Source organism: Collimonas sp. PA-H2 (assembly GCF_002564105.1).
GTDB lineage: Bacteria > Pseudomonadota > Gammaproteobacteria > Burkholderiales > Burkholderiaceae_D > Collimonas.
Map to the genome: position 1 here is coordinate 2144063 of NZ_PDBX01000001.1, position 23505 is coordinate 2167567.

Annotated in this window: 24 protein-coding genes; 6 read left to right on the forward strand and 18 right to left on the reverse strand. The window is 57.6% G+C overall.

The window, feature by feature from the left end:
* Nucleotides 1-64: 64 nt before the first annotated feature.
* On the reverse strand, nucleotides 65-1249 hold the full coding sequence (locus tag BCF11_RS09760) for an isovaleryl-CoA dehydrogenase (RefSeq protein WP_098494574.1): 1185 nt from the start codon (nucleotides 1247-1249) through the stop codon (nucleotides 65-67).
* 59 nt (nucleotides 1250-1308) lie between these two features.
* The gene (locus tag BCF11_RS09765) at nucleotides 1309-1734 is read right to left on the reverse strand and encodes a MerR family DNA-binding transcriptional regulator (protein ID WP_098497413.1); all 426 of its coding nucleotides are present in this window, start codon (nucleotides 1732-1734) and stop codon (nucleotides 1309-1311) included.
* A 143-nt stretch (nucleotides 1735-1877) separates the two neighbouring features.
* On the opposite strand from BCF11_RS09765, the gene BCF11_RS09770 reads away from it, so the two are divergent.
* Nucleotides 1878-2945, forward strand: a complete 1068-nt coding sequence (locus BCF11_RS09770) for an MBL fold metallo-hydrolase (RefSeq protein ID WP_098497414.1) — start codon at nucleotides 1878-1880, stop codon at nucleotides 2943-2945.
* A gap of 130 nt (nucleotides 2946-3075) precedes the next feature.
* Here BCF11_RS09770 and BCF11_RS09775 read toward each other — a convergent pair whose 3' ends face one another.
* The 5 genes from BCF11_RS09775 to argS form a co-directional block, all read right to left on the reverse strand.
* Nucleotides 3076-3699 carry a LysE family translocator gene (locus tag BCF11_RS09775; RefSeq protein WP_098494575.1) on the reverse strand — a complete coding sequence of 208 codons (624 nt, stop codon included), beginning with the start codon at nucleotides 3697-3699 and terminating at the stop codon, nucleotides 3076-3078.
* 27 nt (nucleotides 3700-3726) lie between these two features.
* Nucleotides 3727-4512, reverse strand: a complete 786-nt coding sequence (locus BCF11_RS09780; RefSeq protein WP_098497415.1) for an SDR family oxidoreductase — start codon at nucleotides 4510-4512, stop codon at nucleotides 3727-3729.
* Nucleotides 4513-4691: 179 nt separating this feature from the next.
* On the reverse strand, nucleotides 4692-5405 hold the full coding sequence (locus BCF11_RS09785) for a thiol:disulfide interchange protein DsbA/DsbL (RefSeq protein ID WP_098494576.1): 714 nt from the start codon (nucleotides 5403-5405) through the stop codon (nucleotides 4692-4694).
* Nucleotides 5406-5530: 125 nt separating this feature from the next.
* Nucleotides 5531-6250 carry an SPOR domain-containing protein gene (locus BCF11_RS09790; protein WP_098494577.1) on the reverse strand — a complete coding sequence of 240 codons (720 nt, stop codon included), beginning with the start codon at nucleotides 6248-6250 and terminating at the stop codon, nucleotides 5531-5533.
* Between the two features lie 102 nt (nucleotides 6251-6352).
* Nucleotides 6353-8095: an arginine--tRNA ligase gene (gene argS, locus BCF11_RS09795; protein WP_098494578.1), complete on the reverse strand. Its 1743-nt coding sequence runs from the start codon at nucleotides 8093-8095 to the stop codon at nucleotides 6353-6355.
* 308 nt (nucleotides 8096-8403) lie between these two features.
* On the opposite strand from argS, the gene BCF11_RS09800 reads away from it, so the two are divergent.
* Nucleotides 8404-9000 (forward strand): nitroreductase family protein, encoded by a 597-nt coding sequence (locus tag BCF11_RS09800; RefSeq protein ID WP_098494579.1) that lies wholly within the window; start codon nucleotides 8404-8406, stop codon nucleotides 8998-9000.
* 136 nt (nucleotides 9001-9136) lie between these two features.
* On the opposite strand, the gene BCF11_RS09805 is transcribed toward BCF11_RS09800, so the two are convergent.
* From BCF11_RS09805 to BCF11_RS09840, 9 genes are all read right to left on the reverse strand, one after another.
* On the reverse strand, nucleotides 9137-9739 hold the full coding sequence (locus tag BCF11_RS09805) for a hypothetical protein (protein ID WP_143751288.1): 603 nt from the start codon (nucleotides 9737-9739) through the stop codon (nucleotides 9137-9139).
* A gap of 166 nt (nucleotides 9740-9905) precedes the next feature.
* The gene (locus tag BCF11_RS09810) at nucleotides 9906-10475 is read right to left on the reverse strand and encodes a hypothetical protein (RefSeq protein ID WP_098494581.1); all 570 of its coding nucleotides are present in this window, start codon (nucleotides 10473-10475) and stop codon (nucleotides 9906-9908) included.
* A complete protein-coding gene (locus BCF11_RS09815; protein ID WP_143751289.1) occupies nucleotides 10475-11008 on the reverse strand; it encodes a hypothetical protein in 534 nt (177 codons plus the stop codon). Before BCF11_RS09815 ends, BCF11_RS09810 begins: the two co-directional genes overlap by 1 nt.
* 64 nt (nucleotides 11009-11072) lie before the next feature.
* Nucleotides 11073-12077, reverse strand: coding sequence for a hypothetical protein (locus tag BCF11_RS09820; RefSeq protein ID WP_098494583.1), 1005 nt, complete (start codon nucleotides 12075-12077; stop codon nucleotides 11073-11075).
* Nucleotides 12078-12176: 99 nt separating this feature from the next.
* On the reverse strand, nucleotides 12177-12686 hold the full coding sequence (locus BCF11_RS27495) for a hypothetical protein (RefSeq protein ID WP_143751290.1): 510 nt from the start codon (nucleotides 12684-12686) through the stop codon (nucleotides 12177-12179).
* Nucleotides 12676-13113, reverse strand: a complete 438-nt coding sequence (locus BCF11_RS09825; RefSeq protein WP_233212430.1) for a hypothetical protein — start codon at nucleotides 13111-13113, stop codon at nucleotides 12676-12678. The genes BCF11_RS27495 and BCF11_RS09825 overlap by 11 nt, the downstream gene beginning before the upstream one ends.
* A gap of 94 nt (nucleotides 13114-13207) precedes the next feature.
* The gene (locus BCF11_RS09830) at nucleotides 13208-16054 is read right to left on the reverse strand and encodes a type VI secretion system Vgr family protein (protein WP_233212431.1); all 2847 of its coding nucleotides are present in this window, start codon (nucleotides 16052-16054) and stop codon (nucleotides 13208-13210) included.
* A gap of 227 nt (nucleotides 16055-16281) precedes the next feature.
* Nucleotides 16282-16587, reverse strand: a complete 306-nt coding sequence (locus tag BCF11_RS09835; RefSeq protein ID WP_098494585.1) for an NIPSNAP family protein — start codon at nucleotides 16585-16587, stop codon at nucleotides 16282-16284.
* A 27-nt stretch (nucleotides 16588-16614) separates the two neighbouring features.
* Nucleotides 16615-17514 carry a DMT family transporter gene (locus BCF11_RS09840; protein WP_098494586.1) on the reverse strand — a complete coding sequence of 300 codons (900 nt, stop codon included), beginning with the start codon at nucleotides 17512-17514 and terminating at the stop codon, nucleotides 16615-16617.
* A 319-nt stretch (nucleotides 17515-17833) separates the two neighbouring features.
* Here BCF11_RS09840 and BCF11_RS09845 point away from each other — a divergent pair, with 319 nt between their 5' ends.
* The 4 genes from BCF11_RS09845 (at nucleotide 17834) to BCF11_RS09860 (ending at nucleotide 21092) form a co-directional block, all read left to right on the forward strand.
* Nucleotides 17834-18937: a glycosyltransferase gene (locus BCF11_RS09845; protein ID WP_199111113.1), complete on the forward strand. Its 1104-nt coding sequence runs from the start codon at nucleotides 17834-17836 to the stop codon at nucleotides 18935-18937.
* Nucleotides 18934-19440: a hypothetical protein gene (locus BCF11_RS09850; RefSeq protein WP_098494588.1), complete on the forward strand. Its 507-nt coding sequence runs from the start codon at nucleotides 18934-18936 to the stop codon at nucleotides 19438-19440. The genes BCF11_RS09845 and BCF11_RS09850 overlap by 4 nt, the downstream gene beginning before the upstream one ends.
* A 279-nt stretch (nucleotides 19441-19719) precedes the next feature.
* On the forward strand, nucleotides 19720-20421 hold the full coding sequence (locus BCF11_RS09855) for a GntR family transcriptional regulator (RefSeq protein WP_199110811.1): 702 nt from the start codon (nucleotides 19720-19722) through the stop codon (nucleotides 20419-20421).
* A 143-nt stretch (nucleotides 20422-20564) separates the two neighbouring features.
* Nucleotides 20565-21092: a DUF6622 family protein gene (locus BCF11_RS09860; protein WP_098494590.1), complete on the forward strand. Its 528-nt coding sequence runs from the start codon at nucleotides 20565-20567 to the stop codon at nucleotides 21090-21092.
* 85 nt (nucleotides 21093-21177) lie between these two features.
* Here BCF11_RS09860 and BCF11_RS09865 read toward each other — a convergent pair whose 3' ends face one another.
* Nucleotides 21178-21378, reverse strand: coding sequence for a YbdD/YjiX family protein (locus BCF11_RS09865; protein WP_041742732.1), 201 nt, complete (start codon nucleotides 21376-21378; stop codon nucleotides 21178-21180).
* A 10-nt stretch (nucleotides 21379-21388) separates the two neighbouring features.
* Nucleotides 21389-23461: a carbon starvation CstA family protein gene (locus BCF11_RS09870; RefSeq protein WP_098494591.1), complete on the reverse strand. Its 2073-nt coding sequence runs from the start codon at nucleotides 23459-23461 to the stop codon at nucleotides 21389-21391.
* Nucleotides 23462-23505: the final 44 nt, after the last annotated feature.

Below are 23505 nucleotides of genomic sequence, written 5' to 3' on the forward strand. Positions count from 1 at the left end.
AACCTGGATCCCCGCGTTCGCGGGGATGACGGCGCTATCGCATAAACGCTGTCCGGCACTTGTCTTAATTAGTTTCCGCAAACAACTCGCGACCAATCAGCATGCGGCGGATTTCGCTGGTGCCGGCGCCGATTTCATACAGCTTGGCGTCGCGCCACAGGCGTCCCACCGGATACTCGTTGATATAACCGTTGCCGCCCAGCGCCTGGATCGCTTCGCCCGCCATCCAGGTAGCTTTTTCCGCCGAATACAGGATCGCGCCGGCGGCATCCTTGCGCAGCGCCCGAGCTGCGGCCGGGTTCTTGGCGCGGTCGCAGGCCTGGCCCACTGCGTATACATAAGCCTTGCACGCCATCATGGTCGAATACATATCGGCCAGCTTGCCCTGCATCAGCTGGAATTCGCCGATCGACTGGCCGAACTGCTTGCGGTCGTGCACATACGGCACCACCACATCCATGCACGCTTGCATGATACCAAGCGGGCCGCCAGAGAGAACGGTGCGCTCGTAATCCAGGCCGGACATCAGGACGTTGACGCCCTTGCCGAGGCCGCCCAGCACGTTTTCGGCCGGCACTTCGCAATCCTGGAACACCAGTTCGCCGGTGTGCGAACCGCGCATGCCCAGCTTGTCCAGCTTTTGCGCGACGCTGAAGCCCTTGAAACTCTTTTCGATCAGGAAGGCGGTCATGCCGCGGGCGCCGGCTTCCAGGTCGGTCTTGGCGTATACCACCAGCACGTCAGCGTCAGGACCATTGGTGATCCACATCTTGCTGCCGTTCAGGATATAGCGGTCGCCCTTGAGTTCGGCGCGCAGCTTCATGCTGACGACGTCGGAACCGGCGTTCGGCTCGGACATGGCGAGGGCGCCGACATGGTCGCCGGAAATCAGTTTCGGCAGGTACTTGGTTTTTTGCTCGGGGCTGCCGTTGCGCTTGATCTGGTTCACGCACAGGTTCGAGTGGGCGCCATAGGACAGGCCGACCGAAGCGGAAGCGCGCGAAATTTCTTCCATGGCGATGATGTGCGCCAGGTAGCCCATGCCGCTGCCGCCGTATTCTTCTTCCGCCGTGATGCCGAGCAGGCCGAGATCGCCCATTTTCTTCCACAGGTCCATGGGAAACTGGTCGGTATGGTCGATTTCGGCGGCGCGCGGGGCGATTTCCGCCGCGGCGAACTCCTGGATGGCGCTGCGTAAAGCGTCGATGTCTTCGCCGTGATCGAACGTCAAACCTGGTAAATGGATCATATTGTCTCCTTCGTTATTCTTGCGAGTTGTGTAATCGGGAATCGGTAGTGATGACGGTTTCAGTCCTTGTCGCCGGCAGCCGCCAGCACAGCGTGATCGCTCAGTTGGCCGCTGTCCAGCAAGCGCCGGCATTCATCCTCGTGGGCGGTGATTTCTTCCAGCGTGACTTCGATGTCTTCGCGCTGCTGCTCCAGATGCTCGCGGTGGCGGGCCAGCACCTGCAGGAACAGTTCCAGCTGCGGCGCCGAATCCTTGGGCGAATCGTACATGTCGACCAGGCTCTTTATTTCCGACAGCGTCAGGCCCAGGCGCTTGCCGCGCAAGGTCAATTTCAGGCGGGTGCGCTCGCGCGGCGCATACACCCGGTTGCGGCCGCCGGCGCCATCCCGTTTCGGGCTCAGCAAACCCTGATCCTCATAGAAACGGATCGCCCGCGGGGTAATATCGAATTCGCGCGCCAGTTCGGTGATGGTGTAAGTCGGCATGGTCAGATAGTCATCAAGGAACAAAAAATGCTGGTTTAGGTACAATGGCAGTTAACGTTAACGTAAAGCACATTGTAGGCGCGCTGGCGGAAAATGAAAACACCGAAAAACTACTGGCATTGCCAAAACAGAAAGAAATCCCCATGAACGCACTCGAAGCCCAGCTCAGCTACGCCTTCGGCGACACCCTGCCAGCCAGCGGCGCCACCCTGGAAGTCGCGCCCGGCGTGCGCTGGCTGCGCATGGGCTTGCCGTTCGCTCTGGATCACATCAATCTGTGGCTGCTGGAAGACAGCGTCGAGACCGAAGACGGCGTGCGCCATGGCTGGACCATCATCGACTGCGGAATTGCCAGCGACGCCACGCGCGCCGCCTGGGAAGAGATTTTTACCAAGGAATTGCGCGGCCTGCCGGTGCTGCGGGTGCTGGTGACCCATTGCCATCCTGACCACGTCGGCCTGGCCGACTGGCTGTGCACGCGCTGGCAAGCGCCCTTGTGGATGAGCGGCGGTGAATATTTTTCAGCACGCATCATGTCGGCTGCCCTGCCAGGCGCCGACGGCAGCGCCGCCTTGCCGCATTTCCAGCGGCACGGCATGTGCGACCCCGACGTCATCGCCAAGGTATCCCAGCGCAAGTCCTATTATCCGTCCATGGTGCCGTCGGTGCCGCAGGCTTACCATCGCCTGGCCGATGGCCAAAGCGTACGCATCGGCCAGCATCAATGGCAGGTGATCACTGGTTTCGGCCATGCGCCGGAACATGTGGCGCTGTACTGCGGCGATCTGGAATTGCTGGTTTCCGGCGATATGGTGCTGCCGCGGATTTCCACCAATGTCTCCGTGTTCGCCATCGAACCGGAATCCAATCCGGTCCAGCAATACATGGATTCGCTGGAAAAATACCGCGCCCTGCCGACCGCAACCCTTGTGCTGCCTTCGCACGGGAAGCCGTTTCGCGGCTTGCAGATCCGCATCGACCAGCTGCAACAGCATCATAGGGAAAGGCTGGCAGAGGTAGTGAGTGCTTGCACATCAGAGCCGCAATCGGCCAGCGACATCGTCCCCATCATGTTCCGCCGCCCGCTTGACGCCCATCAGATGACGTTCGCGCTGGGCGAGGCATTGGCGCATCTGCACAAGCTGTGGTTCGACGGCGTGCTGAAACGACGGCTGGATGCGGACCAGGTTTACCGCTTCAGCGCGGCCTGACAGGAGCAGCGGCCAGGACGCGCAGGGTGGGCACAGCGCGCCACGTGGAAATTCCCACTACCTACATGCCGGTTTCTGTGCGGTCCGTACTCCGGCTATCACGGTCACGCGTGGGCACGGTGTGCCCACCCTACTGCTGTATTGCGGCTACGATCATGGCTACCGCCAGCATCAGGCTGCCGGCGACGCGGTCGGTGATGCGCGCAAAAGCCGGGCGGGTTGCGATGGTTTGCATTCGTCCCGCCAGCACAGCGTAGCCGAGCAGGATAAAGAATTCCGGAATCATCGAGCCGGCTGCCAGCCAGATCATCTGTAGCGGCACATTCGCGGCCGGATTCAGGAACTGCGGCAGGATGGCGATGAAAAAGATCAGCGCCTTGGGATTGGCCAGCTGCAGGGTCAGGCCGCTGAGCCAGATCTTCCAGCCGGACGAATTCCTGCCGTCCAGCCTGGAAGCGGTGATCGGCGACGGCCGGCCGAAGATGGCGGACAGGCCGAGATAAGCCAGGTAGGCCACGCCCAGCCACTTCACCGCAGTAAACAAGGTATGCGAGGCGACGATCAAGGCGCCCAGGCCGGTCGCCGAAATGGTGAAATAGATCGCATTGGCGGTCAGTATCCCCAGCGTCGCGAAGATCGATTTTTTCCAGCCGGCGGTAATGCCATAGGCCACCACCAGCATCACCGCCGGTCCGGGCGAGGCCGACAGCGCCAGCTCGGTCAGCACGAATAAGAAGAAACTATGAAAGTCCATGGGTCAGTCCGTAAATCAGTCCGCGAATTAATCCATACCTTTGCGCGCCTTGTGCGGCGCCTTGGAAAACACCAGATCGTATAGCCAGTTGGGCAACAGCCGCAACAGCTTGGCCACCACGCCCATCTGCCACGGAATCACCTGGTAGCTGCTGCCGCGCGCCACCGCCGCGCCGGTCTTGGCGGCAAAGCGCTCGGCCGGCATCAGGAACGGCATCGCGTAATCGTTGACCTGGGTCATCGGCGTATCGATATAGCCGGGTACGATGGTGACCACCTTGATGCCGCTGGCGCGCAACTCCACCCGCAGCGACTCGCAATAACTGATCAACGCCGCCTTCGAACCGCTATAGGCGCCGGCGCCCGGCAAGCCGCGGATGCCGGCGACGCTGCCGACCCCGACCAGGCGCAAATCGCGCTGGCCTTCCCGGGCCTGACGCTTCATGCTGGCGATGAAGGGCGCAAAGGTCGCCACCGTGGCCAGCACATTGGTGGCGAACACCTGGTTGAACACCTCCTGGTCTTCCGCATGTTCGGTCAGCGTGCCCTGCGAAATGCCGGCGCTGGCGATCACCACGTCAACGCCATTGCCGGCAGCGATGAAATCCGCCGCCGCCGCGCTCAAGGCCGCATGATCGTTGACATCCAGCGCGTACAGCCGGTGCCGCTCCGGATGCGGCAGGCCGGCCAGCAGCTGTTCCAGCACCGGCTGGCGCCTGGCCACCAGTCCCAGCGACGCGCCCTGCCCTGCATAGTATTGCGCCAGGGCGGCGCCGATGCCGCTGGATGCGCCGGTGATGAATACACGTTTCATGAAAACGACCAATCTGGGAGTTTGTGTCCTGAGTCATAGGTCCGTTGAAGAAAAGCGATGAACCTATGACTCAGGACACTAGACAAATCTCGATAAAAAAGCCCGCCCTCTTGCGAGAGGCGGACTTTTCAACAACTACTGCCAGCCGGCCACGCCAAACGTAATGGCCGGCCCGCTGATTACTTCTTGGTAGCGGCGGCCTTGGCCACCAGGCTGTCCATCACTTGCAAGGTAGTCTTGAACAAGGCTGCTTCGGTCTCGCCGGCGCCAGGCGTTGCGCCGACGATCGATGGAGAGGTGACGAAGCGGCCGTCAACCACCAGCATCGGCACGCCGTCGACCTTGTAGGCGTTCTGCAGCTGGGTAGCGCGGGTCACCTTGGTCTGCACCGCGAAGGAATTGTAGACGTCCATGAACTTGGCTTTGTCGAGACCGCTCTTGGCAGCAAAATCGGCGACGGCGGCGTCGTTGTTCAGGTTCTGGCGCTGCACGTGGATGGCGTTGAAGACTTTCTTGTGCATCTCAGGCAGCTTGGCCATCGCTTCCAGCGTGTAGTACAGCTTTTTCTGCGTTACGTAAGGCGATTTCTTCGGATCGCCATTTGGATCGCCAAAATCGACCGGTACGCGCTTGAAGGAAATCTTGTCGCCTTGCTTGGCGACCCAGTCTTCCAGCGTCGGCTCGAGCGCATTGCAATGCGGGCAGAAGTAACCGAAGAATTCCGTCACTTCCACTTTCTTGCCGAGGCCGCTATCGGTCGGCTGCGGATTGTCGAGAACTTTGTAGTCGGTGCCGGCAACCGGATTGGCCGGCGATGCGCCGGCGCTGACGGCAACCAGGCCGAGACTCAGGCTAAGACCAGCGACTGCCAGGGCTTTTTGAAAAAAACGCATGAAATATCCTTATTTTTAAATTGTGGGGAAGAGGCGCCCGGCTAGGGACGCTCAACTAGAGAGGGGAGTCACTCTGCCTTCAACCGATTAGACAAAACATTTATTGTGATTGCAAACCAAGTCTTTTATTTCGCAGCCCGCACCACAGCCGCATTAACGCCGTTATCTGACAACTTCCCGCGAATCCGGTTCATTGTTTCCAGCTGATTAAATGGCCCGACCCGTACCCGGTACAAGGAACCGGTATCAGCCTGGCGCTCGCTGATCTTGGCCTCGAACCCCATCAGCGCCAGCCTGGCCTTGGCGCTTTCAGCTTCATTCTGTTCACGGAAAGCGCCGACCTGCAGGAAATAGATCCAGTTGTCGTCCGCGGCGGCGGCCTTAGTCTTGGCTTCGGCGATGTCGCCGGCGACCTTTTTGGCCTTGTCGGCAGTCGATTTGTCGACCACCGGGGCCGGCTTGTCCTGCTGGGACTTGGCAACCAGCGCATCGAGTTTCTTCTCGGCAGCCTGGTTGACGGCAGCCGGCGTGTTGTCGGTTGGCGGCACCGCTGAGGTGGCCGGCGGCGTGAATGCCTTGGCTGCTTCCTTGGCCGCGCTCTGGTTGCCGTACAGCGCTTTGTTCGGATCCGGCAGCTGGTCGCCGCCGGCAGCCGGTGCGGCTGGCGTAGCCGGCGCCGTGATGGCTTCCGGCGGTTTGTCGGCCTTGGCTGTCTTGTTGGTGAATGGCGTCGGCGTCTTGGTGATCATGATCGCCACCACGACGGCGATCGCCAGACCGATGATCAGGCCGAAAATCAGGCCCAGTAAAGTACCGCCAGCTTGCTTGTTGATAAATTTGCTCATACTTCCCCAATGACATACTGGTTACAGACCGTCTCGGTCCACCTGTTCCGCCGGCATTAACGCCGGAAAGTGTCGGACCGAGTCGCCTATTGTAGATTCAAATCACATGCGTGCGGGAGCCGATACGCCGATCAGCGCCAGGCCGTTGCGCAGCACCTGGCGGGTGGCGTGCATCAAGGCCAGACGGGCCAGCTTGAGCGCCTCGTTGTCGACCAAAACCCGCTCCGCATTGTAGTAGCTATGCAGCTCACCCGCCAAATCGCGCAGATAGAACGCCACCTGATGCGGCCCCAGCTCTTCCAGCGCATGCTGCAGCATGTCCGGATATTCGGCCAGCTTGGCCAGCAAGCTGGCTTCGCGCGGCGCGGTCAGCGGGCTGAGGTCGATGCTGCTCAGGCTGGCTTCGTCGCCGGTCCATTGCGCCAACACCGAGCAGATGCGAGCGTGCGCGTACTGTACGTAATACACCGGGTTTTCGTCGGACTTGGCCAGCGCCAGGTCGACGTCGAAGACGAACTCGGTATCGGCCTTGCGCGAGATCAGGAAGAAGCGCACGGCATCGCGGCCGCGGGTCAGGTCGCGCGGTGCATCAGCCGTGGCTTCAGCGCCGTCTTCGCCGGACGACCATTCGATCAGGTCGCGCACTGTGACATAGGAACCGGCGCGCTTGGAAATCTTCACTTCTTCGCCGTTCTTCATCACGGTCACCATCTTGTGCAGGATGTAATCCGGGTAGCCCTGCGGAATGCCCATGTTGACCGCCTGCAGGCCGGCCCGTACGCGCGCGATCGTCCCATGGTGGTCGCTGCCCTGGACATTGATGACCTTGCCGAAGCCGCGCTGCCATTTGACGATGTGATAGGCGACGTCCGGCACGAAGTAGGTATAAGTGCCGTCAGTCTTGCGCATGACGCGGTCCTTGTCGTCGCCGTAATCGGTGGTGCGCAGCCACAGGGCGCCGTCCAGCTCATAGGTGACGCCGGCGGCGATCAGGGCCTCGACGGCGGCGTTGACCTTGCCATCCTTGTACAGCGAGGTTTCCAGGTAATAATTGTCGAACTTGACACCGAAGGCCAGCAAGTCCAGGTCCTGCTCGCGGCGCAGGTAGGCCACGGCAAACTTGCGGATCGATTCGATATCGTTGACGTCGCCGCTGGCGGTTGCCGGTTCGCCATCGCTGGCGGCCACGGTCTTGCGCGCCAGGAAATCCTGGGCGATGTCGGCGATGTAGTCGCCGTTGTAAGCACTTTCCGGCCATGCGGCGTCGCCCGGCTTCAAGCCGTTGGCGCGCGCCTGCACCGAAGTCGCCAAGGTGGCGATCTGGACGCCGGCGTCGTTATAGTAGAACTCGCGGGTGACGTCGAAACCTTGCACTTCAAACAATGCAGACAAAGCGTCGCCCAGCGCGCCCTGACGGCCATGGCCAACGTGCAGCGGGCCGGTCGGATTGGCCGAGACGAACTCGACCAGCACTTTTTTACCGGCGCCGAGCTGGCTCTTGCCGAATTCCGCACCCTGCTGCAAGACGGTCTGAACTACTTGTTGCTTGGCGGCGGCGGTCAGGCGCAGGTTGATAAAGCCGGGACCGGCGATTTCGGCGGCTTCAATCAAGCCCTTGCCGGCAGCGCCGGCCATGACTGCCGCCACCAGGGTCTGAGCCAGTTCACGCGGATTCTTTTTCAGGGGCTTGGCCAGCTGCATGGCGATATTGCAGGCCACATCGCCATGCGAAGGATCGCGCGGGCGCTCCAGGGTCACGGTCGGCGTCAGCTCGCTGCCGGCGATGACGGGCTGCAAGGCAGCGTTGAAAAGGTCGATGATCTGTTGTTTTTGTGGTGCTAGCATAGGATTGACAGTCAGTAGAACAAGGATGCGGCGCAGAAACACGGACGCCGCACGGGATTATGCGAAAGCCTGCCGGGTTTGCTGTCACTTGGACAACGCCCGGGCAGTCTTGGTTATTTTCGATTATACCGGCTTGGCGCAGCAATCTTCACCCTGCTTGCCCGGTACATCTAAGCGATGCAGTAAATCGAGGCAGCCTCTGCAAGCATCAAAAACTGCTGCTAAGATGCGACGTCTTGGCCAGGCTGGATCCGGCCACAGCGAATTTTCGTCTTTGCATCCATTATCTAGTTTATAACAGGAACACTATGACCCAGTCCACGCCACGCGTCGCCGATCACCCGGCCCATCCGCAATTCCTCAGCCGCTGGTCGCCGCGCGCCTACGCCAATGACGAGATTTCCGAGCAAGAATTGCTGACCATCCTGGAAGCCGCACGCTGGGCGCCGTCGTCCTACAACTCGCAGCCATGGCGCTTCGTCTTCGCCCGCCGCGGCACACCGCACTGGACCCGCCTGCTGGGCCTGCTCAACGAATTCAACCGCAGCTGGGCCGAAAACGCCTCGGCGCTGGTGATCGTGTTGTCGAAAACCACCTTCGCGCCGCCAGGCAGCAGCGAAGAACTGCCGGCGCCAACCCACTCCTTCGACGCCGGTTCAGCCTGGGGCTACCTGGCGCTGCAAGCCAGCCTGTCCGGCTGGCATGCGCACGGCATGGCCGGTTTCGACAAGGAAAAGACACGCACCGAACTGGGCGTTCCGGCCAACTTCGCCATCGAAGCAGCGGTAGCCATCGGCAAGATCGGCGACAAGGCCATGCTGCCGGAAGGCCTGCGTTCGAAGGAAGAACCTAGCCCGCGTTTGCCTTTGCAAGCGCTGGTTTCGGAAGGTACTTTCACGGCTTAAGAGTCTTGAGCGTTGCATGACGGGTTCGATGTGCTTGGGCCCTGAAAAAATGCGGATGAGCGGCTTGTGCCGTTCATCCGCATTTTTATTTGTACTGACCTGCAGCTAGCCGACAGATCAAATTCAACAAGAACCGTTATTGTGGTTTTTCCTTGTACGGGCCATTTTCTTTTCGTATCAATTTTCCATCCTGTAGCAAGTACCGTACGGACTGAGCTTGATCGATGCCCTTTTTATAATCTCGGATTTCGTAGCCAGGTTGTTCATTGACGTGGACCATCCTGTAGGAGCCGGCGCAGCTGAAGAAATTTCGGTTAAGCACCTTGACGCCACTATCCGTGATCGCAATCAGATAAGCTCGGTCCTCACCCATGCCGGCAGCGCAATGATCCGATTTGGGATTGTATTCGTGCGGCCTTGTCATTATTAAGACAAGATAATCTGCTGTTGGCGTGGAGATGAGCGATTCGTTATCAACCATCACCGAAAAATGATCCTTAAACAAGCGATCTATTTCAGAGGAATAGATAAAACTGGCTGGTTCCCTGGCAGTAATGTCCAGAATATAGATTTTCCCTGGGCCATCACTTGGCTGATCTCCCCCATTCGCATCTACAAAAATGTATTTAGATGGAGGAGTCGAATTTTTGAAACTCTCCCTATAGTTCTCCAGCATCTGGGCACTCGCAACAGGCGAAGCATGAACAGTTCCGATGAAAAGCGTCGCTGCTAGAAGCAAGCATGCTTGCCGAGGATATGATCTGCATAGCAAACTTCTGTGTATGTCCATGGCTGTTTTACGCTTTAGCTTTTCTCATTTTCTTGTACCTGGTCAGCGCATTTTTATACGTCACTACGCATGTGCCAGAGGATTACTGTTCTAGAACACAAATCAGGAACTCAATTCAAGCACCGATGACGGTATTCTCAGTCCTAAGTAAATGCCATATCACTTGATTTCCAACACCGTCGGTTTCTGGTGCAGGAAGTAGCTCTCCAATCCGAGTAAAGACTGTCTTGTTGGACAGTCTCTGAGCTCGCCACTGACCGGATAGCGGGCATGGCTGTCCAGGCAAGGCAGCAAGGCCGACAAAATTTTTCTTCATTGAGCGGTACTCTAGCGAGGCCAGAAGATCATGGATATTCAGATCAGCAAACCAATCTCTCAGTGATTCGATTTCATCCCCATCAAAAAAATCATTGCGGACCAGGAGAAATTTCGCCTGACCAACCGGAGTCAAACGAATCGCCCCAACTTTTGTGTCGTCCCACTCAATTAGGCCGGCTTGTTGAACTGTACTAACAGCTTCGTTCACTATCTCAATTTCCATACCGTCAAAAATGTCGGAAGAAACGATGCTCTTTAAAGTAATTACCTCATTACCCTCGTAATCGCTGATTGCAAAAGAATACAAAACAGCCCGTACGAAATCGTCTTGAGTACTGTCGTGAACAAGCTCCATAGCCGCATTCATTAGCGTTCTTCCTTATAAGGGCCATTTTCTTGTCGTATGAATTTTCCATCTTTTAGGAGGTATACCAAAGACTGAGGCTGATCCCCTCCTTTGCTGTAGTCCTTAACCTCATAGCCAATCTGTCCATTTTTCTTAAATACCCTGGCTTCAGAGTTACATCTTGTGAAGTATTTTTTAACGATGCTGATTTTTCCTTTTGCCACGCCAACGAGATAGGACATATTGACACCGTGGTCGCATCTGTGCGTCCACCAATCTGGATGCTTTCTGTAATCAACATCATCTTCAGGATTCGAGGCAATTGATCTCATCGATTCAACTACAAAATAGTCACCTTCCGGCGTTGAAATGAGAGAGTCGTCAAGCAATTGATAGGTGAAATTATGTTGCTTTATCATGCGATCAAATTCCCGCAAACGGAAATTACTGTAATTCCCATCTTTAACTGTGCGGCGAAAAAACATGCCTTTTTCTTGATCCGCTTGAACCGCATCAAATTCAACTCCTTTGGAATCAACCAAAGCATAAGTCACACTTCCGTCAACTATTTGAGCATGCGAATTTAGGCCTAGAAATAGGAGCGGGATAAGGCATGATTTATAAACCCTGGATAGTATCCGCATAGCAAACTCCTGTATAAGATGGCGATCGTTTTGGATCGGCCTGTAACTCCTGAAGGGTTTTCTTACCCACTTCTTCTGTCGAGATTTTGTAGCCCTTATTTCCTTCATGCGGCACACATATCATTTGCGGATTTCTAACCCTTTTTTTCGCAACAAGATCCGGAACATAATAATGTCCGCCATTCCACAGAGAAATCGCATTTATTTCTATCATTTCGTCGTCATGCGGCCAGTCTGCATGTCTATTAAAGAGCTTTACAGAACTCGCCCTATGGCCAACCATGCGCTTTAATGCCTCATCTATATGAGCTTTCCAATTCCAGATTTGCACGTAAGTCGGATCGCCGCTCGTTAACTGGGTCAGCCCATATCCTTTATCGAACGCGACAATAGGCTCCGAATCCAAATTAAGAAAATGCTTATATTGGGATTCTTGTTGAATTAATTTCTTCATCGTCGCAATTGCGGTTGTCCGATCCTGCTCGCCATCCCGGGCGTTGCTATTCGAACCAGCCGCAACTTTCTGCGCAACGTAAGCGTCAATTTTTTCCTTGCTTGGCGACTTGCCCAAAATCAGCACGGTTCGCCTAAATTTTTCTTCCCCTACCTCAACAGTGACCGTTAGCCGCCCGCCAATAACTTTGTTGATGGTTTTTGCATCCCAGCTTTTTCCCGCTTGCGTTAATTCATTTTTGTCTGAAAAAGCAGCAACCTTTTTCCCTCGCGCGCGCTCCCTCAGCCCGCTGACGTTGGCATCCCATGACATCGCCCAAAGCCATTTATAGGGACCCGGTGAATCCGTTTTTATCTCAAATTCGATGGAAGGAAAATTAGCCTCATCGTCGATATAAAATTTATCAAGAGTATTTGGCTTAATCCACTCACCAGCGTCATCAGGTTTAACAACAACTTTGACTAGCGATTTTTTTGTCTTGTTAGTTGTACCTGCCGCCTTGTGTCCCTTTTTATGTTTGGACATGTGATATTCCTGTAAGAAGGCTAACTAAAATTAAACATCTTCACGGTACTGTTCGCACGGTTCAGCATATGCATCTGGGATGCATCGCTGCTTTTTTCCTTATTTACCTGGCGAGTCGCATGTGGGTTCCACATCGTAACCAAGCGGCAAATATAGATGCGTTTTCAGGTCACCCGTCTTTGTTGAGAATAGATGCACACCTTCTTGGCTCAAACACGTTTTAACTGATGTGTTTCGATTTTTAATTTCCAATTCGGTGGCGCTTCCCGCAACAGAAGCACCCGTTCCAATTACCGCGATCCCGATAAAAGGCTTCGTATAGCGCAGCTTCAGCTTGTAAACGTGTACGTCACGTCCATTCAGCTCATCGGTAACTTCACCCTGTGGCAATAGCTTCCCGTCGGATGACGTTACCTTGCAACATTCGATATCGCCATTTTCTTTTGGATATTGAACCAAGATCTTTTCATTTTTTTTGATCGTTTGAGTTGTATACAGATACGTTTCTCCTTCTGCATTTCTCTGAACGAAGCCCTCTCCGATTTCACTTGCAAAGGATGAGCATGAAAGGGTTACTAAAATAATCGGCAGGAATTTTTTAATGTCCATCGGCTGACCAGTGTGGGGGATCGGATACGAGTTTGTTAACCCCGTAGGTAGCGCCTACCGGATTCAAATCGCTTAGGTTTGTAATTGAAACGGTGGTTCCTGCAGCATCCACAATGGATTTCCCAGACATGCCTGTGATCGTCATATCGATAGCAGTCTTGTCCGAATGACGACTTACGAGTGCAGGAGGAAAGACGATTGCGTAAGCTGTCTTCATGCTGGTTGCAGCGCTGATCGACTCCGCCGGAGTATCGTGCACCCACTCTATATTTACGCCATCCATTGCCGGCACACTTGCCGGGGCAATGTTTCCGTTGGAAATTGCCGCTGAATAATGCATCAGATAGGCTCTCTCTTTTGGCCTGTAGGTTGCAGATATCCGGACACTGCCTCCGGCAGTTTTGATAGCCGCGATAAAGCTATTCACCTTAGTTCGAAAATCCGGCGTCAAGTCGTCAACGCTCGCACTAGTCGGAAATCTCGCGACCCACTGTGCACCGCTTAATTCCTTTGCCGGAACACTAACAACTGCAGGAGTCTGATCCGCAGTCGGAGTTAGTGTTGCTTGCGCTGTCGCCATGGTACGGAACCTCTATAGTGGCTACTTCTGGTTGATTGGAATGGACTAATTCGGTATGGCCTTTAGCATCGGTGGTGCCGAAAAACACAGCGCCTGATGCAAGTGCAATTTTGTATTTGGTGTTGGCAAGCGGATTGCCCGTTTTAATATCATTTACCAGGAAAAAAATGTCGTGAGTAGCAGCTTTTTTCTGGGATAACTCGAGGGATAGAGCTGTCGGCTTTTCGGTGAATACTCTTTGGGTAAAACCGTCGACGTCACTTACGCCTTCCCATATTTTCCCGCAGGAACTGCGGATGGTATATGCAGTATTCGGAAGTGCGGTGTCATGCTCATCCACCAACCTGAATTGCTCGTCAAAACCATCGACGACCGGCAAGTTCATTGGCGGTACGGGCAGATTCTTTTCTCCTGGCAGACTGTGCACTGCGGCATGGGCCACATACGAGCCATTCGTTCCATGTTCGATACCGGTAGCATTGAATTTGGCATAACTGCCGCCGCCATTGATCACTACTTCTTCTTTGGCCGTGATCGTGATGCGATTAGCTGTGTGCGTAATATTGAGCTTGGCCAGCAAGTTAATGTTGTTGGTCAATGCCTGTACATCAATATCTCCTGCTGCAGCGATCATTTTCATGCCTGTTTTATGAACAAACAGTCTGAAGGTCTGACGAATGCTGGCGAACAAGCTATCGCCGCTGGCGATGGACAAGCTCTTGCCGGTCGTGATGGCCGTGTTCTGGTCACTGGCGATATGGGTGCTGCCGCTGGTGGTGGTCTCGATACCGGCAGGACTGGCCAGAACAAGGTGGGGTTGTGACAGTTCCGGGAAACTACCCTCTTCACTTGCGCCCTGCCCCTTGATCGCATCGTTCTGCGCCTTCAAGGTTTGTGCGACATCGGCTTGCTGCCCCTGTTTCTCCTGCGCCCCAGCCTGCTGCGCCGCATCGGCCAGCGACTCGTGCTGGTCGCGCGCAGCGGTCAGCCTTCTGACCGTCTCGCCCATGTCCTTGATGTGCGCAGCAGCGTTGTTTCTGGCCTCGGTAGTGATCAGCATCCCCTTGGCCGCACGCGCCACGCCATGGCCATCTGTCCTCAGTTCCCAGCCGTCGCCCCGCGCATCCTTGCGCCCCACATTGTCTTCGATGCGGCTGATGCTGCCCAGACTCAGCTGGCTATGCTGATGATCGCTTTTCAGCTGCGCCTGGATCTTGCCGTTGGTATCGTCCAGCACCAGGTGGTTGCTTCTCCCTCCTGGCTGGTTACCGCCGTTGGGCGTCAGCTCACGGCTTCTAAAACCCATCAGCGACTGCTGGGTCGCCAGCTTCCAGGGCGGCATGTTGCGCTGGTTGTAGACGCTGCCGGTGACGATGGGGCGGTCGGGATTGCCATCGAGCCATTGGACCAGGCATTCCGAGCCGACCCGCGGGATGGACTTGGCGCCCAGTTCGCCGCCAGCCCAGGCACTCGCAACCCGCACCCAGGCGGAGCTGCGTTCATCGTTGTTGCCGATGCGGTCCCAGTGGAACTGGACACGGATGCGGCCGTATTCGTCGGTATGGACGCTGCCCTGGCCGGAAGGACCGACCACCGTGACGGTTTGCGGCGACAGGATCTTGGTGTTGACGCTATGGAAATTACGACCGGGACGCCAGGGGATGGTCTTGCGCAGGCAGGTCAGCTCGTTGCGGTACTCGGCCTTTTGATCTGCCTGCTGCAGATAGTTGTTGCTGGCGATGTGGTGGACCGAGATGATCAGGAATTCATTCTTGCCGGCTTCTTCATGGCTGGCAAACGGGCTGGAAGAGAAATGGCCGGTCAGGCGGTACCAGCGACCAGGCAGCACATAGCGGTTATTACCCGCCGCTTCAAAGTGTTTACCTGCGGCTTCGATCTCTTCCATGCGCAGGCGCGATAGCTTGTCTGCATCCTGGGCACCCTTGACGCCGTAAGCGCCGGCATATTCATAGGATTCGACATCGAGTACATTGCCCTGCTTGTTCAGGGTCGGCACGCCGGCATTGATCGGCACCGGGCTCTTGAAGTTGAAGCCGGACAGCGACACCGAACCGGGGACGATCTGGCGCACCGGGGAGAATTCGCCGATGCCGTCTTCCTCAAACGCGCCGCCATGGCGCTGGAAGCGGATCTCTTCGCCGCCGTCGATCGCTGCGGCCTGGGTCGAGTCATCGGTGATGACCAGCTTGTGGCCCTTCTCGCTGTGTTCGTAGTAGTACAGCAGACCGGCGGCTTCCAGCCGGCGATGGACGTAGTTATGGTCGCTCTCGTCGAACTGGATGGCGTCCGTCATGATCGGATCTTCGCCGCTGACGCGGAAATCCCAATCGGGCAATGTGCCGTAGTCGGCGCAGATGCTGTCGATCTGTTCGCGCAAGGTCTTGCCGTGGAAAATGTAGTTATCCTTGCGCAAGCGCAGGTACTGGGTCCACGGCCCTAATTTGGCCTGGTAGAAGGTGATATTGCCATCGGTGCGAGAGAGGCGGAATTCGAAGCAGTAGCCGGAGAAATAACGCAGGCTGCCGTCCGCTCTCACTAATTCCACACAGAACAGCTTGCCTTGCAAATCCTTCAGCGCCAGTTCAGCGTCATCCGATAGCAATTCAACGGTGTACTCAAAATCGCGCGATAGGCTTTCGGCGGCGTTGAGCTTGTTCACCAGCAGTTGCGCGTGCGGACCGTCGTCGTGGGGGAAGGAAAGGCGGAGGATGCGCTTGTTCTGACGGCCGTTGATAAGGCTTTGCAGGCTTTGAAGTATGTTGCTCATGCCGTGATCCTGTCGTTACCGATGAATATTGTCGTACGGGAATAATTGAGAACAAGATAATACCAAACATATAAGCAAATATTGCTTGGAACTGTCTGTCTAGTTGCAAAAACAACACATGCACGTGCCACGCCGAAAATGAACGCCCCGGCGGCTCCAAGCGCCGCCCATTGCTCAGTTAACAGCACTGTTGACCCGGCTGTATATAGGCGTTTAGCTTAAAATTCCTATTCGAATACCGGCCGAAAGAAGCTTCTCTCGTAACTGAGAATGCACTTGGTCTGCTCTGCATACTTGAAGGCGGCCTGGCACTCTGCGTCATCCGCCATCTTGATGCGGTACTGCTCATAGGCGGCGAGGCTGGGGAAGGTAAACAAGGCCAGGGCGACGTTGTTTGCGCCCTCGGATGGCAGGAAGTAGCCGTGGTGGGAGCCGCCGAATTTTTCCACCAGCGGGATCCACAATTTTCCATAGTGTTCAAACTCCTTGAGTTTGCCGGCGTCGATGATGTAGCGAAGATAGCAAGTGACCATTTTTTCTCCCTTATGTCATATCAAACTTCAATTACGCTGCCAGTTCACCAGCACGATGCCGCTCAGCACCAGCACGGCGCCGAACACGAACGGTAAGCCGATCGGATCGTCCAACAGCAGCACGCCGAAACTGACGCCGAACAGCGGCGTCAGAAATGAAAATACCGTCAGCCGCGAAGCCAGGTAGCGGCGCAGCATCCAGAACCAGGCCAGGAAACTGCCGAAAGCGACGATCAGCGACTGGAACACCAGGCTGACCCACATGATGCCGCTCAGCGGCGCCACCTCGGTCTGGCCGGAAACCAGCGCCAGCAGCGGCAGCGACAGCGCCGCCACCACCAGTTGGTACCACAGGGTCATGCTGGGCGAGGCATTGGTGAGGACGCTGCGCTTGATCATGATGGTGGTCGCGGCCCAGAAGACCGCGGCCAGCACGCCCAATGCATCGCCGATCAGCATGCGGCTGAAACCGGCGCCGGCTTCGAAGCCGCCGGCGAACGCCACCGCGATGCCGGCAAACGCCGCGATCACGCCCAGCCACTGGGTCAGGCCGAAACGCTCGCCTGGCACCAGCCAGTGCAAACCCAGCACGGTGAAAATCGGCGCGGTGTAAACGAAAACCGACATGTGCGAAGCAGTGGTGTAGTTCAAGCCGATGGAAACGCACAGGAATTCGCCGGCAAACAGCAGGCCGGTCGCCAGCCCGGGCCAGAAGCTGCCGTCGGTGAGCGAGAATTTGCTGCCGCGCCACCACATCAGGCCGCTCACCAGCAGCGCGGCGACGGCCGAACGCAGGCCGTTTTGCAGGATCGGCGAGATGCTCGGCGCCGCCACCTTGATCGCCACCTGCTGCAGCCCCCAGCACATGCAAAGAATTAACATCAGGCTCATGGCCAAGCCGTCTAGCGGCTTGCGGGTGGTAGGCATAGTGCGTCTTTCTGGAACGAGTGCAGGCAGGGATGGTTTGTCATAAATGTCATTTTACTCAGCGTTGATTTATCCCTATCATCAACGTCATCAGCCACCTCGATGGCCCGTCTCGGCGACCCCATCTCGGCGACCCCGTCAAAATACAGATTGCAAGGAGTATGCTTGAAAGTAGTCATTTTTGCATTGCCGGCAGCAAACCACATCGCCGGAGCCTATCATTCATAAGCCAGACCATGCGCCCCATCTGGGCGCCGCCGCCCAACCACCACGCCCCCGCAAGCTATTGCTGTTAAGCGTTTCCGCCGGCGCCGGCCACATGCGCGCCGCGGAAGCACTCAGGGCCTATGCCGCCGCCGAATTCCCCGGCACCGAAGCGATCCACCTGGATGCGATGGATTTCGTCCCTGCCGGCTTCCGCGCCGTGTACACCGATTTCTACCTGCATCTGGTGAACCGCCATCCGGCGCTGTGGGGCTATGTCTACCAGAAGAGCGACAAGGCGCTCAGCAGCTCGCCAACGCAAAAACTGCGGCGCGCGATCGAGCGCATCAGCACCCGTCCTTTGCGCAAGGCGATACAGGCGGCAGCGCCGGACGCCATCATCTGCACCCATTTCCTGCCGGCCGAATTGCTGGCGCGCGAAATCGGCAAGCAGCGCGTGGTCTGTCCGGTGTGGGTGCAGGTCACGGATTTCGACCTGCACAGCATGTGGTTGCAGCCGCTGATGCAAGGCTATTTCGCCGCCACCGAGGAAATCGCCTACCGCATGCGGACGCGCGGGCTGGCGGCCGATGCGGTGCACGTCACCGGCATCCCGATCATGCCCGGCTTCGGCCAGACCCTGGAGCGCGAGTCATGCGCGCGCCGCTTCGGCCTCGATCCGGCGCGCAAGATCATCCTCATGATGTCCGGTGGCGCCGGCATCGGTGATCTCGACAAGACCGTGCAGCGGCTGCTGGCGCTGCCGGACGATTTCCAGCTGGTGGCGCTGGCTGGCAAGAACGCCGCCATGCTGGCCGAGCTGAAGCAGCTGGCGGCGGCGCATCCGGGCCGGCTGTTCCCGTTCGGCTTCACCAGCCAGGTCGATGAACTGATGACCTGCGCCGACCTGGCGATCACCAAGCCGGGCGGCCTGACCACTTCGGAATGCCTGGCGATGGGAGTACCGATGATCATCCACTCGCCGATCCCGGGACAGGAGGAGCGCAACGCCGACTACCTGCTGGAACAAGGCGCGGCGCTGAAGGCGATCGACCTCATCGCGCTGGAATACCGGGTCCAGCAATTGCTGCAGCAGCCGCAACTGCTGCAGCGCCTGCGCCAGCGCAGCCTGGAGCTGGGCCGTCCGCGCGCCGCGCGCGCTGTGCTGCAAACCGTGCTCAGCAAACTCGATCCTCCATTTACTACGCTCTCGCCATGACTGCTTCCACACCTTTTCGCCGCCTGTTCGGCATGCTGTTCTGGGCGGTGCTGACTGCCTTCTTTTTCGCCAATGTCGAAATCCAGATCGAGGGTGCCGCCGGCTGGGCCGCCAACCTGCCGACCTGGCGCATCGAACATCACTGGCTGCTCGACATCTTCTGGGGCGGCCGCGCCATGACTGGCTACCACGCCTGGATCTTCCCTTTCATCGCCTTGATGTTCCACTATCCGATCTGGTTCAACGGCAGCTGGGACTGGCGCGGCGAGAGCCGCATCATGGCTTCCATCATGGTGTTCTGGATCAGCGAAGACTGGCTCTGGTTCGTGCTCAACCCGGCTTACGGGCTGGCGCGCTTCAATCCGATTGATGTGCCGTGGCACAAGCACTGGCTGGGCGGCGTGCCGGTCGACTACTGGATTTATTCGGCAGTTGCGATCGTGCTGTTGTGGCTGGCCGAGCGCAAGCCGCGCCCGGCGGGCGTCGCGCTGAGCCGGAGCTGAACCGATATGTGATTCTCTGGTTCTGTATAGAAGTAGAGATTCACATAGGTATTGTAAAAACAACTGGAACTTGGTAAATTGCGGACCCGTTCCAAGTTTGAAATGTTGTAAATGCTGATCAAAAAAAGTGCAAAAAACGCGTCTCTGCCGAAAAAAAATGCGTCTCTCTCGCAAAAAAACACGCCTCTCCTGAAAAAAAACGCGTCTCTCTCCAAAAAAAACGCGCCTCTCTCGAAAAAAATTACGTCTCTGCCGCCGGAAAACGGGTCTGATCCGCGCTTGCCGCGCTACCTGCAAGTCCGTGACGATTTGCTGCAAAGGATCGCTTTGCGTAGCTGGGCCGCCGATGAAGCGCTGCCGTCCGAAGACAAACTAGCCGCCGAATATGAAATCGCCGTCGGCACCATGCGCAAGGTGCTGGACGCGCTGGTCACCGATGGCGTCGTCGATCGCGTGCGGGGACGCGGAACATTCGTCGCGCGCGCTGCCGAACGCTCCTCGATGCTGCGTTTCGTGCGGCAACATGGCAAAGCCAAAAATCAGCTGCCGACTGCCGAGATCCGTTCGATGACGAGCGCGATACCTCCCGCCGCGGTGGCGGAAAAACTCAAGCTCAAGCCGCGCGACAAGGCGCTGTATCTGCACCGCACCCGCTCTCTGGACGATGAAATCGTGCTGTCGGAACATATCTGGCTGCCGCTGGCGCGCTTCAGGAAGCTGCAGAAATATCTGAAAAGCAACTCTCCGTCGTCTCTGTATCCCATCTATGAAAGCGAATGCGATGTACTGGTCTCGCGCGCCATTGATGATCTGACGGCAAAACCGCTGAACCGCGCCAACGCTTCGGTGTTCAAGCTGAAAACCAAGACCGTGGCGATCTGCGTCGAGCGGCTGATGCTGGATCACGCCGGCGAACCGGTCGAATGGCGCACTTCCTTTGTGCCGGCCGAGCGCTTCCAGTACTCGGCGGAAGTCCGCTAGCGCCGGGGCAGGGGACAAACCGGCTGCACGCCATCGCCGCCGGCTGTCGATTCGCGACGTATTCCTGCATTTCGTCGCTTTCCGCTTCTCCCGCCTCTGCGGCGACCAGATAATCGCCGCAGATCACTCAACGGGAGAACCTCATGTTTGCACAAATCATTTCACACACACCACTCTGGGTCTGGGCGCTGCTGGCGTTCCTGGTTTACCGCGGCATCCTGGCCAGCGTCGACCGCGAAGTGACGCTCAAAAGACTGGCAATCATCCCACTGGTGATGCTGGCGCTGTCCTGGCAGGGTGTATCCACCGTATTCGGCATCACGGCACTGCCGATGCTGTGCTGGCTGCTGGCAGGGGCCATCGCGGCGACGCTGAACTGGCGCTTGTTCCGCAAGGATCGCGTGATTGCCTATCCGGAACGCGGGGTGGTGTTCCAGCGCGGCAGCTGGCTGCCATTGGCGCTGATGATGGGAGTTTTCCTGACCAAATATGCGGTCGGCGTGACGCTGTCCATTCATCCGGCGCTGGCGCAAGATGCTGCATTTACAGTCATTGTCTGTACGCTCTACGGCATCTTCAACGGCATGTTCCTCGGCCGCCTGCTGCGCATCGTCAACCTTTACTACAGTCCGCAGCCGGCGCCGGGCGCCTATAACGGCCAATTGAATTGAACGGCTGAAAACAGGGGCAAAAAAAATGCCGGCCGGCGGACCGGTCGGCATCAACATCCCCATAGGACGCTTAACTTTTAAGCAGCTAGCAGCAGCGCCCAACCCGGCCGTTGCCGCCGTAGCGTGCTTCCTGGCGCTCCTTGAAAAACTCTTCGTAACTCATCATCGGTTCGCCCGGATGGGTGTTTTCCATGTGCGTCACGTAAGTGCCGTACTCAGGCAAACCCACCATCAGGCGCATGGTCTGTCCGAGATAACGTCCGGCTTTCGACAGTTCTTCCAGCATGGCCGGCCTTTCAGGTTGAGGGCATGGCGCTGGCAGGCAGCGCTTCAAACGGCGTTTCGCTGGTGCTCGGCCTGTTGGCGGCGCGCGCCGCCAGCACGGTTTTGATGCCGAAACCGAGGATACTCAGCAGCACCAGGATGAAAAACGCCGCCAGCCCTGCATCCAGATAGTCATTGAAAATGATCTGCTGCATTTGCGCCACCGACTTGGCCGGCGCCAGCAATTTGCCGTCCGCCAGTGCCGCTTGGTACTTGCCGGCATGAGTCAGGAAGCCGACGCGCGGGTTGGCGTCGAAAATCTTTTGCCAGCCGGCGGTCAGGGTGCAAATCAGGATCCAGACGGTCGGCACGATAGTGACCCAGGCGAAGCGGTCGCGCTTCATCTTGAACAGCACGCAGGTCGCCAGGATCAGCGCGATCCCCGCCAGCATCTGGTTGGAAATCCCGAACAGAGGCCACAAGGTATTGATGCCGCCCAGCGGATCGACCACGCCCTGGTACAGGAAGTAGCCCCAGCCGGCCACGCACAGGGCGGTGGCGATCAGGCTGGCCGGCAGCGAATCGATCTTGCGCATGGAGGGCACGAAGGTACCCAGCAGATCCTGCAGCATGAAGCGGCCGGCGCGCGTGCCGGCATCCACCGCGGTGAGGATGAACAAGGCTTCGAACAGGATCGCAAAGTGGTACCAGAATGCCATCATCACCTTGCCGCCGCCGATGCTGGACAAGATGTGCGCCATGCCGACCGCCAGCGTCGGCGCGCCGCCGGCGCGCGAAATGATGCTGTGCTCGCCGACATCTTTCGCTACCTGGGCCAGCATTTCCGGCGTCACGTAAAAGCCCCATTGCGATACCGCATGCGCAGCCGTATCGACGGTAGTGCCGATCAGCGCTGCCGGGCTGTTCATCGCAAAGTACACGCCCGGCTCGATGCAAGATGCCGCGATCAGCGCCATGATGGCGACAAACGATTCCATCAGCATCGCGCCGTAGCCGATGAAACGCGCATGGCGCTCGTTTTCCAGCAGCTTGGGCGTCGTGCCGGAAGCGATCAGCGCGTGGAAGCCGGAGACCGCGCCGCAAGCGATGGTGATGAACAGGAAGGGGAACAGGCTGCCCGACCAGACCGGGCCGGAACCGTCCATGAACTGCGTGAAGGCCGGCATCTTCAGTTCCGGCGCCACGAATACGATGCCCAGCGCCAGGCCGACGATGGTGCCGATCTTCAGGAAAGTCGAGAGGTAGTCGCGCGGCGCCAGCAGCAGCCAGACCGGCAGCACCGAGGCGATGAAGCCGTAGCCGATCAGCATCCAGGTCAGTTCCTTGCCGGTGAAGGTGAACATCGCGCCCAGCACAGGATGCTCCTGCACATACTGGCCGCCGACAATCGCCAGCATCAGCAGCACGAAGCCGATCAGCGAAATCTCGCCGATGCGGCCCGGCCTTATATAACGGGTGTAGACGCCCATGAACAGCGCGATCGGAATCGTCACCGCCACGGTAAATGTGCCCCAGGGCGATTCCGCCAGCGCCTTGACCACGATCAGCGCCAGCACCGCCAGGATGATCACCATGATCATGAAGGTGCCGAACAGGGCGATCACGCCCGGCACCGTACCCAGTTCCGATTTGATCAGGTCGCCCAGCGAACGGCCGTCGCGGCGGGTAGAGATGAACAGCACCATCAGATCCTGCACGGCGCCGGCAAACACCACCCCGGCCAGTATCCACAGCATGCCGGGCAGGTAGCCCATCTGCGCCGCCAGCACCGGGCCGACCAGCGGACCGGCGCCGGCAATCGCGGCAAAATGGTGGCCGAACAAGACATTCTTGTTGGTCGGCACGTAGTCCAGCCCGTCGTTGTACTTGTAGGCGGGCGTCATGCGGGTGGCGTCCAGTCCCAGCACCTTGTCGGAAATGTAGAGGCTGTAGAAGCGGTAGGCGATCAGATAGACGCAGACAGCGGCGATCACGATCCAGATGGCGCTGATGGATTCGCCGCGCTGCAGGCCAATGTAGCCAAACGCGAATGCACCGAGCAGGGCCAGCGCAAGCCAGCCCATCTTTGAAGATAGACGATTCATTGTTCTCCTCCCAGGTGGGAATGAATGTTGTTAAATATTGTTTT

Excerpts from the sequence above, each read along its gene's own strand:
- BCF11_RS09760 (WP_098494574.1), bottom strand. The coding sequence starts at position 1,249 with ATGATCCATTTACCAGGTTTGACGTTCGATCACGGCGAAGACATCGAC.
- BCF11_RS09765 (WP_098497413.1), bottom strand. The coding sequence starts at position 1,734 with ATGCCGACTTACACCATCACCGAACTGGCGCGCGAATTCGATATTACC.
- BCF11_RS09770 (WP_098497414.1), top strand. The coding sequence starts at position 1,878 with ATGAACGCACTCGAAGCCCAGCTCAGCTACGCCTTCGGCGACACCCTG.
- BCF11_RS09775 (WP_098494575.1), bottom strand. The coding sequence starts at position 3,699 with ATGGACTTTCATAGTTTCTTCTTATTCGTGCTGACCGAGCTGGCGCTG.
- BCF11_RS09780 (WP_098497415.1), bottom strand. The coding sequence starts at position 4,512 with ATGAAACGTGTATTCATCACCGGCGCATCCAGCGGCATCGGCGCCGCC.
- BCF11_RS09785 (WP_098494576.1), bottom strand. The coding sequence starts at position 5,405 with ATGCGTTTTTTTCAAAAAGCCCTGGCAGTCGCTGGTCTTAGCCTGAGT.
- BCF11_RS09790 (WP_098494577.1), bottom strand. The coding sequence starts at position 6,250 with ATGAGCAAATTTATCAACAAGCAAGCTGGCGGTACTTTACTGGGCCTG.
- argS (WP_098494578.1), bottom strand. The coding sequence starts at position 8,095 with ATGCTAGCACCACAAAAACAACAGATCATCGACCTTTTCAACGCTGCC.
- BCF11_RS09800 (WP_098494579.1), top strand. The coding sequence starts at position 8,404 with ATGACCCAGTCCACGCCACGCGTCGCCGATCACCCGGCCCATCCGCAA.
- BCF11_RS09810 (WP_098494581.1), bottom strand. The coding sequence starts at position 10,475 with ATGAATGCGGCTATGGAGCTTGTTCACGACAGTACTCAAGACGATTTC.
- BCF11_RS09820 (WP_098494583.1), bottom strand. The coding sequence starts at position 12,077 with ATGTCCAAACATAAAAAGGGACACAAGGCGGCAGGTACAACTAACAAG.
- BCF11_RS27495 (WP_143751290.1), bottom strand. The coding sequence starts at position 12,686 with ATGGACATTAAAAAATTCCTGCCGATTATTTTAGTAACCCTTTCATGC.
- BCF11_RS09830 (WP_233212431.1), bottom strand. The coding sequence starts at position 16,054 with ATGAGCAACATACTTCAAAGCCTGCAAAGCCTTATCAACGGCCGTCAG.
- BCF11_RS09835 (WP_098494585.1), bottom strand. The coding sequence starts at position 16,587 with ATGGTCACTTGCTATCTTCGCTACATCATCGACGCCGGCAAACTCAAG.
- BCF11_RS09840 (WP_098494586.1), bottom strand. The coding sequence starts at position 17,514 with ATGCCTACCACCCGCAAGCCGCTAGACGGCTTGGCCATGAGCCTGATG.
- BCF11_RS09845 (WP_199111113.1), top strand. The coding sequence starts at position 17,834 with ATGCGCGCCGCGGAAGCACTCAGGGCCTATGCCGCCGCCGAATTCCCC.
- BCF11_RS09850 (WP_098494588.1), top strand. The coding sequence starts at position 18,934 with ATGACTGCTTCCACACCTTTTCGCCGCCTGTTCGGCATGCTGTTCTGG.
- BCF11_RS09860 (WP_098494590.1), top strand. The coding sequence starts at position 20,565 with ATGTTTGCACAAATCATTTCACACACACCACTCTGGGTCTGGGCGCTG.
- BCF11_RS09865 (WP_041742732.1), bottom strand. The coding sequence starts at position 21,378 with ATGCTGGAAGAACTGTCGAAAGCCGGACGTTATCTCGGACAGACCATG.
- BCF11_RS09870 (WP_098494591.1), bottom strand. The coding sequence starts at position 23,461 with ATGAATCGTCTATCTTCAAAGATGGGCTGGCTTGCGCTGGCCCTGCTC.